We start from the raw sequence: 15,607 nt of genomic DNA on the forward strand, positions 1-15,607 counted from the left end.
CCGGGAGGCGGAGATGTCGACGGTGCAGGCACTTGAACCCGGGAGTCGTCACGACCTCAGGGTTGGAATCTCGCCCGACGCGCCTGACGAAGACAAGATCAAGGACGCAGAAGGCGCGTTCGGGTATTGCCACTCCTATGAGACCTCGTCACGCTACGACGGACCGGGCCTACGCGTCGTGCTGTTCGTCTCGGGATGCCTGCTGAGATGTACGTACTGCCACAACCCGGATACCTGGCATCTCAAGGACGGCACCTACGTGTCGTGCGATCATGTGCTTCGTCGGCTGGGCGATTTCGCGCCCGCACTTCTCAGCCTCGGCGGGGGCCTGACGATATCTGGTGGCGAGCCGATGGTGCAGCTTGCCTTCACCAGACGAATATTCGCCGGCGCCAAGGACATGGGCCTGCACACGGCTATCGAGACTTCGGGCTTCCTCGGCGATCGAGTGGACTCGTCATACCTGTCGGCGATCGATCTCGTCCTGCTCGACATCAAGAGCTCGGATCCTGAAACCTACCGCCGAGTGACCGGCCGCGACCTTGCGCCGACGCTGCGCTTCGCGGAACGTCTGGCATCGCTAGCGAAGCCGGTATGGGTCCGATTTACGCTCGTTCCCGGCGAAACCGACGATCCATCGAATGTCGACGGCATCGCTCGGTTCGTCGCGCCAATGAAAAACGTCGAATGGGTCGAGGTTCAACCGTTCCACCAGATGGGCTCGTTCAAGTGGAAGGCGATGGGGCTCGAATACAGGCACCTCGATACTCCGCCGCCGAGTCGGGATCTGGTGAACAGAGTCATCGGACAGTTCCGGTCCGCGGGCTGCCAAGCACGTTGACCGACCAGCAATCGATCCGGGGAGATCTGAGATGTTGGACGTTGCCCGCGAGATCATCGGAAGCCAACCCATATTGACGGCCTTTCTGGCAATAGGACTGGGCTATCTGGTTGGTCAGATCAGTATCGGCGGATTTTCGCTTGGTGTCGGTGCCGTTCTCTTCGTCGGCCTCGCCATAGGAGCATTCGCGCCAAAGGCGCAGATCATCGGACCGATCGGCCTGACCGGCCTGATCATGTTCCTCTACGGGATCGGCATCCTCTATGGCCGTCAGTTTTTCGAGGGCATGGTGGGCGTCGGACAGAAGTACAACCTGCTGGCATTGGTCGCATGTCTAGCCGGCCTGCTCGTAGCGCTCGGCCTCGGACACATCTTCGGGATCAAGATCGGGCACACGCTGGGAATCTACGCCGGATCGATGACGAGCACCGCGACTCTCCAGGCGGCGCTTGACGTCATGAAGAACAAGGATCCGTCTATCGGTTATTCCATCGCATATCCCTTCGGCGTGATCGGACCGATCCTCTGCATCTACTTCATGACGCGGGTCGTGAAACCCAAATTTCCTGCAAAGGCGCAACGCTTTCACATGGGAGAGATTTCAGTCGGCGAAGGCTTTGCGGGCAAGCGACTGAGCGAGTTGATGAACGAGGTGCTCAGCGATTTGCAGGTGACCATGATTCGAAAGGGTGAACGCAATATCGTCCCGACACCCGATACTCTCTTGTCCGCCGGCGACGGCGTTCTGGTCGTGGCCGAGCGCGAAGAAGCAATCGCGAGGGCGGCCGCCCAGCTCGGAAGGCTTGAGCCTGGGCGATTGGCCAGCGATCGCGCCGATCTCGACTACATCCGCGTTTTCGTCGGAAAGGCCAACGTGGTCGGTGTGCCCCTCGCTCGCCTCCCGATGCCTGCCGGCTATCCAACCCACCTGCTGCACGTTCGACGATATGATGCCGACCTCGTACCCACGCCCGACCTGATGCTGGAGTTCGGCGATCGGGTCGGAGTGCTGACGCCGCCCGACCGAAAGGAAGAGATTCGCCGCCACTTCGGCGACACCGTCAAGGCGGCCGCTGAATTCAGCTATGTATCCCTCGGGATCGGAATGGTCCTTGGCGTCCTTCTGGGTCTTATTCCTATTCCGATTCCAGGTGTGGGCGTTGTCACGCTCGGCATTGGCGGCGGACCGCTGATCGTCGCTCTCATCCTTGGAAAATTGCGCCGCACCGGCCCCATGCTTTGGACGATGCCTTTGCCCGCGAACATCGTACTTCGAAATTTCGGGCTTGCGATGTTTCTTGCCACTGTTGGCGTCAACGCAGGGCAGCCGTTTGTTCGGACTGTCGCCGAGTCCGGGCTCACGATGCTGTTCATCGGAGCCGCTGTGCTGCTGACAACCGTGGTCATCGTCCTGCTGGTCGGCCATTATCTGATGAAAATTCCGTATGACGATCTCGTTGGCGTCGCGTCTGGCGCAACGGGGAATCCTGCTATCCTTGTCTATTCGACCAAGATGGCGCCGACTGAGCGTCCCGACATTGGGTACGCCATGATCTTCCCGTCGATGACACTCGTGAAGGTCATCGCTGCACAGATCGTCGGCCTCCTGGCTTTAGGCGGCGCTCCTGCCGGGTAGCAGCGCAACATCCCCGCATAGGAGACACAGCATGGCTGACCGAGCACCTGTGCCCCAACCACCTATCTTCAGCTTGAACGCCTACAGCCCGGCCGAGATCAAGGAGGCCGTCGAAAAAATCGGAGTCAAAAAAGCAAATCTGCCGCTTCGAGTTTCCTTCATGCTGGCGATGGTTGCAGGCGGCAGCATCGGCCTCGGCGCGCTTTATTACACGGTGGTCGCCAGCGACGCAGAGTTGAGTTTCGCCACCACACGCGTGGTCGGCGGACTCGTATTTTCTCTTGGGTTAGCGCTTGTCTTGGTTGGGGGCGCCGAGCTGTTTACGGGCAACAACCTGATCGTGATGGCCTGGGCGAGCGGGAACGTCTCTACGAGAGAGATGCTGCGCAACTGGGCAATCGTGTATGTCGGCAATCTGGTCGGGTCGCTTGGCCTCGTTTTCCTGGTTTTCTTCTCACATCATCTCGACATGAACGGCGGCCGCGTTGGCTTGTCGATATTGAATACGGCTGTCGCAAAGATACATCCGGACATGCTGACGCTGTTCTTCAAGGGCATCCTGTGTAACGTGCTTGTTTGTCTGGCAGTTTGGCTCGCGTACGCGGGACGATCGGTGACCGACAAGATTGTTGCTCTGATATTGCCGATCTCCGCCTTCATAGCGGCCGGATTCGAACACTGCGTCGCCAACATGTATTTTCTACCCCTGGCTTGGCTGCTGGCGCAAACCGGCAATGTTCCGGCTGGTTTCGATGCATCGCTCATTACGATATCCGGAATTGTGCACAATCTCGTTCCGGTCACACTCGGCAATATCGTGGGTGGCGCTGGCTTGGTCGGTGCTGTCTACTGGGTTATCTATCGGGCCGCATTTGGTGCGGCATATCTAAGAGAGAAATAACGGAGCCTCGCTACGACGCCTTCGCCTTGGGATCGAAAGGCGCGACTTTCGAGGATCGTTCCGACGATTCCGCGAACAGCTCGGCGACATGCCGCAAGCGCTTGGCGACCTCGCCAGATATCTCGGCGCTCGCCGACAGCACCTCGCTGATCGCCGCGAAGGCCGCGTGGCGTTCGTCGGCATTGTCGGGCAGCAATTTCGGAATTGCCGCTAGCGCCCTCTTCTGGTCCAGCAACAGCATGAAGAACTGCTCGCGCACCAGCATCTTGAACTGCGCCAATGTCAGTCGCTCCCCCTTCTCGCGGCGGATTCGGCGCAGCGCTTCGAGGCTGCGCTCGTCCACCATGCCTCGCGCTGACCCGACGTAAAGCAGACCCCTGATGGCTGCCTCTCGAAGGCCGCCTTCGTCGATCCTGGATTTCAACTCGGCTGTCCGCCGCTGCAGCATCTCGCGGTGCTCGGCCGACATCTCTTGCCGCGACGGCTCCCAGCGCGGGTCGACACCGACCGCGGACTGAAGCGCAGGCGAACCGTACACGGCAAGAAAGACGGTTTCACCGAGTACTTCCTGGTAGTTCCGCCAGCCGTCGAGCGCGCTGGCGATCTGCCTTGAGACCTTTTCCTGAAGGGCAATGAACGGATTCTCCGCCGCCGCTGGCTTCCGATGATCCCGAATTCTTTCCGCCGTTGTCTCAACGGCGGTCATCAAGGGATTTCGGCTGCTGAAGAACTCATATTGTAAGCGCAACGGGTGGATATCGCGCATCCACTCGGCCATCTGCGGCGTCACCATGCCCCTGATCCAAGGCTGGACGAATTTCCGATAGGCCGCGAGATTGATCTCGGACACACGCTTGGCGGCGGCGAAGCGCCGCTCGTCCTCCGGCGAATTGCCGCCCATGGCACGGATGTCATCAAGCGTGCGCGCCTCGCAGCGCATCACCCATTGCCCGATGGCAAGATCCGCCCTCGCGGTGTCGGCGCCCTTTGCCTCAAAGGTCGCTTCATAGAGGCCCGGCGGCAACACGTCGATCAGGTCGATGTTGCTGGAGAATTCCGCGTGTTCCTTCCTGGCGACACCGCCGGAACGAAGATTCCGAGATGACCGACGCTCTCGTGAACCGTGTAGACAATGGTCTGGCCGTACGCCCTGATCTCGTCGACGCTCGCGTAGAGATCGAGGATCAGTGCAGCGCCTGCTGTGGCGGAGTGATATTGTCTCCCTTGGAGCAGAACACCACGATCGGCGACTTGATGTTGCGCAGATCGACCGTTTTGCCGTCCGACAGCTTGACGCGACCGGCGGCGAGATTGTTGCCGATGAAGAGTTCATCGACAATGAACTGGATTTCCTCCGCATTCAGGTTGACATGCCCGCCCCACCAGCGCTCGAACTCGAGGTAGCGGTCCGCCTCGGTGTCGACCTTCGAATACACGTTATATTGCTTGGTCCACAGCGTGTTCGACGGGTTCTGGTTCTCGAAGTTCTGCACCAGCCAGGCTCCATCGAACTTGCCGGCACCGAGGTCGCTGGCGAGCGCCGTCAGCCAGCTGCCGCCGAGCAGACCGCCCGAGTACCGCATTGGATATTTGCCGTGCACGCCGGCCCAATAGGCAAGCGGTGCGCCGGCAATGATGACCGGCCCGAACAGTTCCGGACGCAGCGATGCTAGGATCATCACGGCCCAACCGGCCTGGCAGTTGCCGATCACGCAGGGCTTGCCATCGGCCTCAGGATGGCGCCTTATGACTTCCTCGATGAACAAGGCTTCCGCGCGTGCGATACGCTCGATTGTCTGGTTCGGCATCGGCTCCGGCAGGAAACCGATGAAGTAGCAGGGATGACCGGCTTTCATGGCGACGCCGATCTCGCTGTCCGCCTTGAATCCACCAATTCCCGGCCCGTGCCCGGCGCGCGGATCGACCACGATGAATGGCCGCCGCTCAAGATCGATTTCGGTATCCTTGGGCGGAATGATGCGCACCAGCGCATAGTTCACCGGCTCGACGAGCTTGCGCCCATCCATGACAAGTTCGGCGGTGTAGTGCAGAACATGCGGCGCCGTCTGGGCGATGTGCTCCTGGTACTGATCGCCGCGCTGGCGCAGGATGTCCAGGAACAGCACACTGCGCTGCCCGGCATCGATCATGTATTCTACCGCCGAGGTAATGAGGCCCGAGATGGGATCGCGCGAAAGCGGTGCCTTGTCCATCGACATGCTGAGACCTCCCTGTCGCGCATCGATTGAATGCGCGCCGCGCCACCTCGGACTTTGATCTAGGTCAACGTCGTGAGGCGGAACGAAATGGTCCGATTTGAGCGGCTTCGCCTTGCCGGCTATTGTTCTGCTGGTCGCGCAAGGCGGGCGCGATCCTGATTGATCCAGGCCACCGTCAGCTCCCAGGCGACTGACAAAATGATCGGGCCGATGAAGAGGCCAACAATTCCGTGCGCCAGTGTTCCTCCAATCACCCCGACAAAGATGACGAGCGTGGGTGTGGTCAGACCGCGTCCCATCACCAGTGGCTTCAAGATGTTGTCGAGCAGGCCGACGATCACCAGAAACACGGTCAGCGGCAGCGCCGTGGTGAAATCCCTGGCGGTCCAGAGCCAGATGATCACCGGAATCAGGACGACCGCCGATCCGATCTGCACGATGCTCAGCAGCAGGATCGCGAAAGCCAATAGGCCCGCATTTGGAATTCCCGCCAGCTTGAAACCGATGCCGGCCAGCAACGACTGGATGATAGCGATGCCGATAATGCCTTGAGATACCGCGCGTATCGTTGCGCCCGCCAATTCCAGGAAATGCTCGCTCTGTTCGGGCACGACCCGGGACAAGAAGCCCCTGCCAGCCGCCACGAGCTGCGGTCCATATGGAAAGAGAAAGCCAGCCAAAGCAACCGACAGGAGGAATTTGAGCGTTCCCACGCCGGCATCTCCTGCAAAGCCGAGAATAGTCGCAGCCAGAGGCTTGAGATGGGGCGCGATTTCGCGCAGAGCGGCACTGAGGTTGATCGATGCCTGACCCCAGAGATCATAGAGCTGCGCGCCGATCAGCGGCCAATCCTTGATGCGCCCGGGCGGCGAGGGAACCGACAGGCTTCCAGCGCCGAGTTGTCCGGCAATTTCCCTCAAGCCATCCACCGCACCGATACCGAGCCAGGTCGCTGGCCCGATGACAACGGCGAGGTTGACGATAGTGAGGATTGCCGCCGCCAATTTCGGACGTCCGCCGAGCAATTTCGCGAGCCCACTAAACAATGGATAGAACGCAACGGCGAGTACGACGCTCCAGGCCAGGATCGGCACAAACGGGCGCACAAGGACAAAAGTCCAGTAAATCAGAAAAGCCAGCAATCCAAGCCGGACTGCAAGCTGGATGATGTCCTCCCCGGACAAAAGCTGCCGAAGTGTTCTCAAGGGCGCGCTCTCGTTAGAGGCTGCGCAAAGCCTACTCACTGGTTCCCACGACGCTGCTTGATCTAGATCAAGCGCCCTGGTCGCCCGAACGGCAGCCTTGGTTGCCGATATCAGGGCTCGGCATCGCGTTTGCGTTGCTCGAAGCTGATTTATAAGGTTGCGGGCAGATGCCAGAAGCCGCAGCTTACATAGCGCGCGAGAGTCTCAACGACGGCAGCCAAGTCGAAATCCGATCGCTTCGCCCCGAGGATGAGGCTGACATGCTTGCCGCAGTCGGGCGAGCGAGCGCACAATCCCTGCAACGCCGCTTCTTTGCCGTGAAGCGCGGTTTCTCGGAGCAGGAACGCGCCTTCTTCATGGATATCGACTTCAGAAATCATGTCGCGCTCGTCGCACTTGTCGAGGAAGCCGGACGACCAGCAATCGTTGGAGGCGGTCGATACGTTGTCTTCGAGCCGGGGCGAGCCGAGATGGCTTTCGTGGTCGTTGATGCCTGGCAGGGACACGGGATCGGCTCCATCCTGATGCGTCATCTCGTCAAGATCGCGCATAGTTCCGGGCTACAGGAATTGACCGCGGAGGTCCTGCCCGAAAACGCCGCGATGCTGAAAGTGTTCGAGAAATTCGGCTTCGAGTCAGTCTGGCGATCGGACCCGCGCACGGTCCATTTGGCGTTGAAGCTCAGCTAGAAACCGATCGTCCGGATCATCTTCCCTCCTCGCTGCGCCGCTGGTCGCCGATGCGCCCCGCGAATATCGCGTTCGCGCTGTGTGTGCGGCACAAGCTGAGAGAGTGGTCAGCAATTGAACGGCAAGCGTCAATAGCGAGCGGCCGAGGCTCAGCATGGTTCAAGGCATTTTGCTGATTACAGGTAGAGCATGACAATTGCGGTCGTTAGACTGGAAAATATTCCAAGCGAGATCACGACCGCCTTGAATACCAAGTCATTCTCTGCAGGCCAGAGAATGCCCCTGCGCCAGCGCAATCGGGCGACAGCGAAAATCACGATGATCTTCGCGCGGATCGGATCTGAGAACGATGGCATGGCCCAATACTCCACACCAACAATGATGTGGCTCCCGCCAGCACCTGACCAGTGCAGTTCGTGCCACCAGACCTATCCTTGGCGAGGCGCGCAGCGCTCCCGACAGAGCCGACGGGTAGGGATGTCAATTTCTGACCAGAAACGAGCTCGCACAACGCGCGATGAACGCGCGACCAACCCTCAACGAAAATCCAGCGAAATCAATGATTGCGTGCCTTCCCGTTCGCTCCTAGAGCGTTTTCGAGCGAAGTGGATACCGGTTCGCGTGAAGAAAACGCGTCAAAACAAGAATCTAGAGCTTCGGTTCTGATTCAATCAGAACCGAAAATGCTCTAGCCAAAAGACGTAAAATATCGAAGATCGTAGTTTGGCGTGCGAAATCGTGGCCCGTGGCAGCGGGGGAGCGAATCATACGGTCCCCCACCCAATACGAGCCTTTGTTTTCAAAGACTTATCGCGCGATCGCGGTTGCCACCAAGTTTGGCTGGTTCAAGCGGGAGGGCGTCGACGGGGACGCGCCGACCAACTTGCGGCCCCGTCGGAAGACATTCTTTGAGGACGGCTACTACCGATCCATTCCGGTAGAGGAAGCCATCAACCGGTGCAGCGCACGGTAACGCGTAAGCCATCCAGGCTGGCTGGCCTGGATGGCCCTGACCCGCAGGTGTCGCGATCCCTCGCGGGTTTCGTTCATTGCTTCGATACATTCGTGAACAAGTTCAACATCACCTGCTGCAATTGCAGGCGTTTATAGGAATTTCTCGCGGCCTCGCGCTTTGATCTCGGTCTCCAATTGCTGATCGAGCTTGTCGAGGCTTCGCCTCAAGACGTCGACTTCGTGCGGATCGAGCGCGGCCATGAGCTTACGCTCAACCCGAACAACGAACTTCTCAATATCCTTGTAGACCTTGCGGCCATCGGTCGTGAGGCTCAGGCTGGCGCGGCGACGGTCTGTTTTATCCACATCACGATAAATCAGCCCTCGACGCACCAGCAATTCGATGGAGCGCGCGACCTTGAACGCATCGGACGAGGTCAATTTCGCAAGCTGCGTGGCCGTCAACGGCTGATACCTGGCAATGACCGCAAGGCTTCGCCAGGCCGGCATCGTCAGCTCGTAACGATCTTCGTACATGGGGGCAATGAAGCTACCCAGCCGCGAAGCGATGAGACCAAACCGGTATCCGGTCCAATTCTCGAGCGGGAGGATCGTGCTGACTTTGTTCATCAAGAAGATTTGCTCGCGATGATGGGAGCAGAACCATAACGGGTCGCACTGCACCGCTCAACCCGCTCGGTTTCCGGACGATCGCGTCATTGACGCAGGGCCGAATTACTTGCATAATGCAAATAATAAGCATTCAAAAAATCCAAGGAGGATCACCATGTCGAAATCGACTGACGGCCAGGATCTGACGCTGGTTGGCCCAGGCACGGTTATGGGCGAGATGATGCGGCAATACTGGATCCCAGCCGCTCTCTCTTCGGAACTATCAGTCGACGGCGATCCAATGCGCTTGATGCTGCTCGGTGAGCAGCTCATTGCCTTCCGTGACAGTTCGGGCCGGGTTGGTGTGCTGGATCATCAATGTCCGCACCGCTGTGCCTCGCTGTTCCTTGGCCGCAACGAGCATGACGGGATCCGTTGCGTCTATCACGGCTGGAAGTTCGACGTGGACGGCCGCTGCCTCGAAATGCCGAACGTCCCCCCTCCGCAGGATTTCAAGGAAAAGGTCCGCGCAAAAAGCTATAAAGTGCGCGAATGCGCCGGCCTGATATGGGTCTACATGGGAGCGCGAGCCGAGGCGCCACCCATGCCGATGCTCGAGGCGCTGTTCGTTCCCGAGCAGGATTTGACGGTCACCATTCTGCAGCGCGAGGCCAACTGGCTCCAGGGCCTCGAAGGCGACATCGACACATCGCATTTCGGCTTTCTCCATGCGGGACACATCAACCCCGACGACTTCGAGGAGGGCCATCCGGCCCGGCACACCGTCTCCAACCGCGCGCCGGAGTACAAGGTCACTGAGACCGACTGGGGCACGATGTACGGCGCATTCCGGCCGGAATCGGACGGCCAGATGCACTGGCGCATGGCGCATTTCTGCCTTCCGTTCTGGACCCAGACGCCCAACGCCGATTTTGCCGACCACGTGGTGGCCAAAGCCTGGGTGCCCATGGACGACACCCACACGATGCTGATCTCGATCTATGGCGGCCGCGCCAAGGGAGCGACTTACTCGAGCTCCAAGCTGAAATCCGGCGGCGGCATTCCCGGCGCCGACGGTCTCGATTATCTGCCCAACACCACGGACTGGTATGGACGTTGGCGTCCGGTCCAGAACATCGGTAACGACTGGCAGATCGATCGCGAGGCTCAGCGCACCAACAAGATCTACACGGGCATTCGTAACATCGTGATGCAGGATCAAGCCGTCACGGAGAGCATGGGGCCTATCGTCGATCATACCAAGGAACATCTCGCGCCGAGCGACGTGATGATCTCGCGGACGAGACGGCGCCTGCTCAACGCGGCACGCGCGTTCGCCAACAACGGCACCGTGCCGCCCGGCGTCGACGATGCCGAGGTGTTCTGGAACGCGCGCGCAGGATCGTACTACGCGGATGCGAAGATCGATTGGCTCGAGGCCTATCAGGACAAGTTGAAGACTGCCATTCGCTGGCGTGCGCCGAGCCCGCAGGCCGCGGAGTAGCGCCGATGTCCACGCCGGATTGGAAGGAGCGCGCGCGCATCACGCGCCGCGCGGCGGTGTTTGGACTAACGGCCTCTTCAATGTTGCCATCGATCATAGGCCCGGCGCGAGCGGAGGACGAATGGGCCAAACTCGTCGCCGCCGCAAAGAAGGAAGGCCGCGTGGTGCTCTACAGCGCCTTCGTCGGCCTTGCCGCGCACAAGGAGCTTAAGAAGGACTTCGAGTCCGCCTATGGAATCACCGTAGACATTCTCGAAGCCCGCGCGAGCGAAGTCCGGGAGCGTATCCGCATCGAGCAGGCCGCGGGTCGCAACGCAGCCGACGTCTCCGAGAACGGGCGGACCACGACCACACTGCAGATCAAGGAGGAGCGTGTTTTCGAACCTCACGGCCCCCTTCCCAGCCTAGGCCGCCTGAAGCCCGACTTCCCAAGCGACGGCATGCGCCTGCCCGTCTTTGCCATTGTCTACGGCATCCTCGCGAATACCATGCTGGTCAAGCCGGCAGACGAGCCGAAGAGCTGGCTCGACCTGACGGACCCGCGCTGGAAGGGCAAAATTCTCAGCGACGATCTGCGGACGCTCGGCGGCGGCGGCGTGCTCTTTTCGGTCCTGCAGGACGTCTATGGCCGCGGCTTCCATGAGAAGCTTGCTCAGCAGGACCTGAAGTTCAGCCGGGAGATCCCCGCCAATGAGCGGAGGGTGGCTCGCGGCGAGCTTCCGCTCTACATCCCCGACAGCCTGACGTCGCTGCTCGAACTCAAGGGTCTTCCGGTGAAGTTCATCGCGCCCAAGGAAGGGCTGCCTTATGTCGGCTACGATCTCGCGTTGCTGAAGAATGCGCCTCACCCCAACGCAGCGCGGCTGCTGATGGAATACTATCTGGGCAAGACGATGCAGCAGAACCTTGCGAGGCTGGGGCTGCTACCGACCACGACTGACGCGCTGACCGGCGTAGATCCTGCGCTGGCGCAAATCGAAACAACCAAGCTTCTCGGCACCACGGATCCGGAACGCATGAACGAGATGCTGTCTTTGGCTCAGCAGATCTATCGCTGAGAGGCATCCCAGCGCAGCCGGCTAAGGGGCTGCGCTGACCTGCTCCGGCACCGCCCAGGCTGACTGCTGCGGAACGACGACGGTCACATTGTCTCCAACGGAGAAGTCACCGAACGGCGGCGCATCGACATTGAGGCGGCCATCGTCGGTCTGCACCACGACCGACCGGATCGGACCGCGGAAGATCGTGTGCGCGATCTGCCCGGACCACCGAAGTTCATGGTCTCTGCGGGCCGCATCCGGCGCCGCGATACGGGCGTCCTCGGGACGAACCATGACGGTCACGGCCTGCCCAGGCCGGATCTCGCGTGCCGACTCGCACGTGCCACGCCATCCCTTGCCGATAACGCTGAGCCGCACCCGGCGATCGTCGATCCGCGCGCAAGCCTCCACACTGGCCTCTAACAGGTTCGGTGTTCCGAAGAAGGCCGCGACGATCCGGTTTGCCGGGTGGCGATAAATCTCCTCGGGCGCTCCGATCTGCTGGATTCGCCCGCGATCCATGACGACCACGCGGTCGGACAGCGCCATCGCTTCGGCCTGATCATGAGTCACGTACAGGCTCGTCATCCCAAGCCGTCTCTGGATTGAACGGAACTCATCGCCCATCTGCAGACGAAGCTTTGCGTCGAGATTGCTGAGCGGCTCGTCGAGCAACAGCACCTTGGGTTCGAAGACGAGAGCCCGCGCGATCGCCACCCGCTGCTGCTGGCCGCCGGACAGCGCCGGCGCCGGCCGCTCGGCAAAACTCTCCATCTCGACCAGGCGCAATGCCTTGCCGACGAGATCGCGTGTCTCGGCCCCGGATTTGCGGCGCACGCGCAATGGATAGGCGACGTTCTCGAAAACGGTCATATGCGGCCAGATCGCATAGGACTGGAAAACCATGCCAAGCCGCCGGCGCTCCGACGGAACGAAGACACCGCGGCCCGCATCGCTGACCACCTCGTTGCCGATGCTGATGCGGCCGCCGGTGTTTTGCTCGAGGCCCGCAACCATCCGTAGCGTCGTGGTCTTGCCGCACCCCGAGGGCCCAAGCAGGGTAACGAATTCACCCTCGCTGACGCGCAGGTCGACGCTGTCAACCGCAATGAAATCACCGAAGGCGCGGCTGACCTTCTCAAGAACGACATTCGACATGGCACTATCCAAGCCCGGTCACATTCCACCGATGCGGCTGTTGATGAACTTGAGTTGAACCCATCGGAAGACGATCACGAGAACCATCATGATGAGCCCGATGACACTGACCTGCTCTGCATTGCCGTTCGCCCACAGTTTCAGCAAGACGACCGACAACACCTCGGAGCCGACGGAATAGAGCAGAACGGATGCGCTTAGCTCGCGCATGATGCCGAAGAACACCAGCACCCATCCAACGGCGAAGGACGGCCACGCCAAGGCAAGGACAATGCGCCTCATGGTTTGCAGCCAGCTTGCGCCGTGCACCCGGGAGCACTCCTCAAGGTCGAATGAAAGCTGCGCATATGCGCTTGACATGGCGCGCACCGAAAGCGGCGTCCCGAGCGAAATATAGGCCAGCAGGAGCGCCCAGATCGTGCCGTAGATCGGAATCCCGTGAGGCAAAAGTGCAAACCCCCAGAGAAAGCCGACACCAAGGACGATACCGGGCATCATCCATGGCAACCAGGCCATGGAATCGATCAGCAGCCGGCCGCGCCACTTCGTGCGGACCGAGACATAGGCGACGGTTGCGCCGAGCAGCATGGTCAACGTGGCGCCGACGAGGCCCAGGAACATCGTGTTGCTGAACCCGCGCCAGAACTCGCTGCTGCCGAACACCGCTCGATAGTGCTCGAGTGTCAGCATGTCCCACTCATAGAACCCGAAGAACTTGAAGAACGAGCCGATGACGAGTTGTCCGACCGGGAGAACCACAGTCACCACAAAGAACAGAACGCAGAAGGCAAAGGTTACCCACCGCCATGCGCCGAGTTTCATCACCGAGGGCGAATAGCCCTTGCCGGTGATCGTCTGAAAGCTCCGGCCGCGCAGCATCCGCCGCTGCAGGAGAACGACCAGAAACATCAGCGCCATGATGACGAAGCTGATCGCGGTTGCATATTGATATTGCGGCGGCGACCGCTGGTTGATCGAGTCATAGATGTCGGTGGTGATGACTCGAATCCCGGCCGGCGATCCGAAGAACAGCGGAGACTCAAAGTTCTCTATTCCACGGATGAAGCTCAGGATCGCTGCGCCGGTGAGCGCGGGCAGCATGAGCTGCAACGTTACGGTGCGAAAAGTCCTCAGGCGCGATGCCCCGCACATCGTTGCCGCTTCTTCGAGACTCGGATCCATCGCGCGGAAAGCATCCACGATAAGAAGGAACAGGAACGGCACGGAATACTGCATCATGTGCCAGACCACGCCGCCATATGAATAGACGTTGATCGGCGCTGTCTCCGATCCCGTGATCCATTGATAGAGCTGGTTGAGCAGCCCGACCTGCGGGTTGCCGAGCATACCCCATGCCATTGCGGTCAGGATCGGGGGAATGAAGAATGGAAGGGTGATCAGGACTTCCAGAGCCCCCCGGAACGGCGTGTCGGTTCGTGCCAGAATCCAGGCGAGCAGGACGGCCAGAATTACGGAAGGAATGGTCTTGGCCAGGGATATGCCGACAGTGTTGAGGAGCGTTACTGCGCTCTGCAGCGTGATGACGTCGCGATATCCATCGAGGGTGAACGTTCCAGCCATCCCCGGCGGCGTCGAATGAAGGCTTCCATAGAGCAGCATCGACAGGGGATAGACGGAAAGGAAGGCGAGAATGGCCATGAGCAGGGCGAGGGCCGCAAAGCGGCCTGCCGCTGTCGCCTGCAGCCACCGCCCGATCCTACCAAGGCCTATCGAGCGCCGCTCGACGAGATTGTTCACTCCCGCTCCGGCTGAAACGCTCATGGGTTTCTCAGGGATAAAGCTTCTTGGCGAGCTCCATCATCGAGGAGCGCTCAGCCAGCTTTGCGGGACCGATGATCTTGGCATTCACGAACTGCTGCGCGTCCGGATTGGCGCGCTCGGCGGCCGCGGCATTCACCGGAACCATCCAGGCATTGGCGTAGAGCAATTGCGACTCGACGCCGAGGAAATGGTCGATGAACAAACGCGCGGCGTTGGGATGCGGCGCGTTCTTGAGCACCGCGAGATCCATCTCCGCGTAAGGTGCGCCCTCCTTAGGAATCACAACCTTCACCGGCAGGCCCTTCAGATCCGACGTGAAGGCAAAGATCTGCGGGATGTATATGGGATACTCGCCGCGCGCCACGCGGCGGGCGTCGTTTCTCATATCGCGGCTGAACACCGGCTTCTGCTCGGCGAGCTTCTGGTTGAAGTCGCCGCCCATGGTCTTTTCCAGGATGGCGAACATGGTGTTCCCGCTGCCGAGCGGCCGCATGTCGTCCGAGAGGATCTTGCCCTTCCATTTGGGATCGTTGAGATCGTGCCAGCTCGTCGGAATGTCCTGCTCCTTCACGAGCCGCGTGTTGATGAGGATACCCATCGGCTGCATGAAGGCCGGCACGCTGTATTCATTGGCCTTGAAAGGCGGTCGCAGGTTCGCGGCATTCGGAATCGGCGGAAGCTTCTGCACGAAATCGCCGTTCTTGAGCTGCTCCTCGATCATGGTCGTCGTGACCATTTCCACGTCACCCAGGAAGCGCCCGGCCGCCTGCTCGGTGCGGATGCGCTCGGAGAGCTCGCTAGCGCGCAGGTCGAGACTCTCGACCGATATTCCGTACTTCGCTTCGAACGACTTGAGGACTGCGGTGAAGTAGGGCGCGCCCAAGGCCATGTTGTAGACCACGACCTTGCCTTCCTTCTTGGCGGCCTCGACCACCTTGTCCCAGGAACCGTCGTCGGCTTGCGCAGGGCTGAATAGACCCACAAGACAAGCGACAGCCGCCGGTATCCCTAACTTGAACAACACGTTACTCCTCCCAAAATCCTTTTATTTTCTATATTGGTTCGC

General features: G+C 60.2%; 12 protein-coding genes and 1 pseudogene. 6 read left to right on the forward strand and 7 right to left on the reverse strand.

Annotated features, from left to right (window positions below):
* Positions 1-13: 13 nt before the first annotated feature.
* Genes pflA through I6F35_RS15830 form a run of 3 tightly spaced genes read left to right on the forward strand, consistent with a single transcriptional unit; the run spans position 14 to position 3,378 of the window.
* Positions 14-841 carry a pyruvate formate-lyase-activating protein gene (gene pflA / locus I6F35_RS15820; protein WP_225118611.1) on the forward strand — a complete coding sequence of 276 codons (828 nt, stop codon included), beginning with the start codon at positions 14-16 and terminating at the stop codon, positions 839-841.
* Positions 842-872: 31 nt separating this feature from the next.
* Complete coding sequence (locus I6F35_RS15825) at positions 873-2,477, forward strand: TrkA C-terminal domain-containing protein (RefSeq protein ID WP_225118612.1); 1,605 nt, start codon at positions 873-875, stop codon at positions 2,475-2,477.
* A gap of 31 nt (positions 2,478-2,508) precedes the next feature.
* Entirely contained in the window at positions 2,509-3,378 is an 870-nt protein-coding gene (locus I6F35_RS15830; RefSeq protein ID WP_225118613.1) for a formate/nitrite transporter family protein, read from the forward strand.
* 10 nt (positions 3,379-3,388) lie between these two features.
* Here I6F35_RS15830 and I6F35_RS15835 read toward each other — a convergent pair.
* Positions 3,389-5,591: pseudogene (locus I6F35_RS15835) on the reverse strand (DUF3141 domain-containing protein).
* 125 nt (positions 5,592-5,716) lie between these two features.
* Positions 5,717-6,802 (reverse strand): AI-2E family transporter, encoded by a 1,086-nt coding sequence (locus I6F35_RS15840; protein ID WP_225118614.1) that lies wholly within the window; start codon positions 6,800-6,802, stop codon positions 5,717-5,719.
* Between the two features lie 260 nt (positions 6,803-7,062).
* Between I6F35_RS15840 and I6F35_RS15845 the strand changes: the two genes are divergently transcribed.
* A complete protein-coding gene (locus I6F35_RS15845; protein WP_346283167.1) occupies positions 7,063-7,491 on the forward strand; it encodes a GNAT family N-acetyltransferase in 429 nt (142 codons plus the stop codon).
* A 176-nt stretch (positions 7,492-7,667) separates the two neighbouring features.
* Here the strand turns inward: I6F35_RS15845 and I6F35_RS15850 are convergent, their stop codons facing one another.
* On the reverse strand, positions 7,668-7,847 hold the full coding sequence (locus I6F35_RS15850) for a hypothetical protein (RefSeq protein WP_225118616.1): 180 nt from the start codon (positions 7,845-7,847) through the stop codon (positions 7,668-7,670).
* Between the two features lie 748 nt (positions 7,848-8,595).
* Complete coding sequence (locus I6F35_RS15855; protein ID WP_225118617.1) at positions 8,596-9,075, reverse strand: MarR family transcriptional regulator; 480 nt, start codon at positions 9,073-9,075, stop codon at positions 8,596-8,598.
* Positions 9,076-9,232: 157 nt separating this feature from the next.
* On the opposite strand from I6F35_RS15855, the gene I6F35_RS15860 reads away from it, so the two are divergent.
* Positions 9,233-10,561, forward strand: a complete 1,329-nt coding sequence (locus I6F35_RS15860) for a Rieske 2Fe-2S domain-containing protein (protein WP_225118618.1) — start codon at positions 9,233-9,235, stop codon at positions 10,559-10,561.
* A gap of 5 nt (positions 10,562-10,566) precedes the next feature.
* Positions 10,567-11,619: an extracellular solute-binding protein gene (locus I6F35_RS15865; protein ID WP_225118619.1), complete on the forward strand. Its 1,053-nt coding sequence runs from the start codon at positions 10,567-10,569 to the stop codon at positions 11,617-11,619.
* Positions 11,620-11,640: 21 nt separating this feature from the next.
* Here the strand turns inward: I6F35_RS15865 and I6F35_RS15870 are convergent, their stop codons facing one another.
* From I6F35_RS15870 to I6F35_RS15880, 3 genes are read right to left on the reverse strand one after another with little or no spacing between them, the layout of a single operon-like run.
* Positions 11,641-12,759 carry an ABC transporter ATP-binding protein gene (locus tag I6F35_RS15870; protein ID WP_225118620.1) on the reverse strand — a complete coding sequence of 373 codons (1,119 nt, stop codon included), beginning with the start codon at positions 12,757-12,759 and terminating at the stop codon, positions 11,641-11,643.
* 18 nt (positions 12,760-12,777) lie between these two features.
* Positions 12,778-14,541: an iron ABC transporter permease gene (locus tag I6F35_RS15875; protein WP_225118621.1), complete on the reverse strand. Its 1,764-nt coding sequence runs from the start codon at positions 14,539-14,541 to the stop codon at positions 12,778-12,780.
* A 7-nt stretch (positions 14,542-14,548) separates the two neighbouring features.
* The gene (locus I6F35_RS15880) at positions 14,549-15,565 is read right to left on the reverse strand and encodes an extracellular solute-binding protein (protein ID WP_225118622.1); all 1,017 of its coding nucleotides are present in this window, start codon (positions 15,563-15,565) and stop codon (positions 14,549-14,551) included.
* Positions 15,566-15,607: the final 42 nt, after the last annotated feature.

The sequence above is a fragment of the Bradyrhizobium sp. BRP22 genome, from assembly GCF_020194175.1.
Taxonomy (GTDB): Bacteria; Pseudomonadota; Alphaproteobacteria; order Rhizobiales; family Xanthobacteraceae; genus Bradyrhizobium.

Bases quoted from the DNA above. Each gene is read 5' to 3' on its own strand.
- I6F35_RS15870 (WP_225118620.1), bottom strand. From the start codon at position 12,759: ATGTCGAATGTCGTTCTTGAGAAGGTCAGCCGCGCCTTCGGTGATTTC.
- I6F35_RS15860 (WP_225118618.1), top strand. From the start codon at position 9,233: ATGTCGAAATCGACTGACGGCCAGGATCTGACGCTGGTTGGCCCAGGC.
- I6F35_RS15850 (WP_225118616.1), bottom strand. From the start codon at position 7,847: ATGCCATCGTTCTCAGATCCGATCCGCGCGAAGATCATCGTGATTTTC.
- I6F35_RS15825 (WP_225118612.1), top strand. From the start codon at position 873: ATGTTGGACGTTGCCCGCGAGATCATCGGAAGCCAACCCATATTGACG.
- I6F35_RS15875 (WP_225118621.1), bottom strand. From the start codon at position 14,541: ATGAGCGTTTCAGCCGGAGCGGGAGTGAACAATCTCGTCGAGCGGCGC.
- I6F35_RS15845 (WP_346283167.1), top strand. From the start codon at position 7,063: ATGCTTGCCGCAGTCGGGCGAGCGAGCGCACAATCCCTGCAACGCCGC.
- pflA (WP_225118611.1), top strand. From the start codon at position 14: ATGTCGACGGTGCAGGCACTTGAACCCGGGAGTCGTCACGACCTCAGG.
- I6F35_RS15830 (WP_225118613.1), top strand. From the start codon at position 2,509: ATGGCTGACCGAGCACCTGTGCCCCAACCACCTATCTTCAGCTTGAAC.
- I6F35_RS15855 (WP_225118617.1), bottom strand. From the start codon at position 9,075: ATGAACAAAGTCAGCACGATCCTCCCGCTCGAGAATTGGACCGGATAC.
- I6F35_RS15865 (WP_225118619.1), top strand. From the start codon at position 10,567: ATGTCCACGCCGGATTGGAAGGAGCGCGCGCGCATCACGCGCCGCGCG.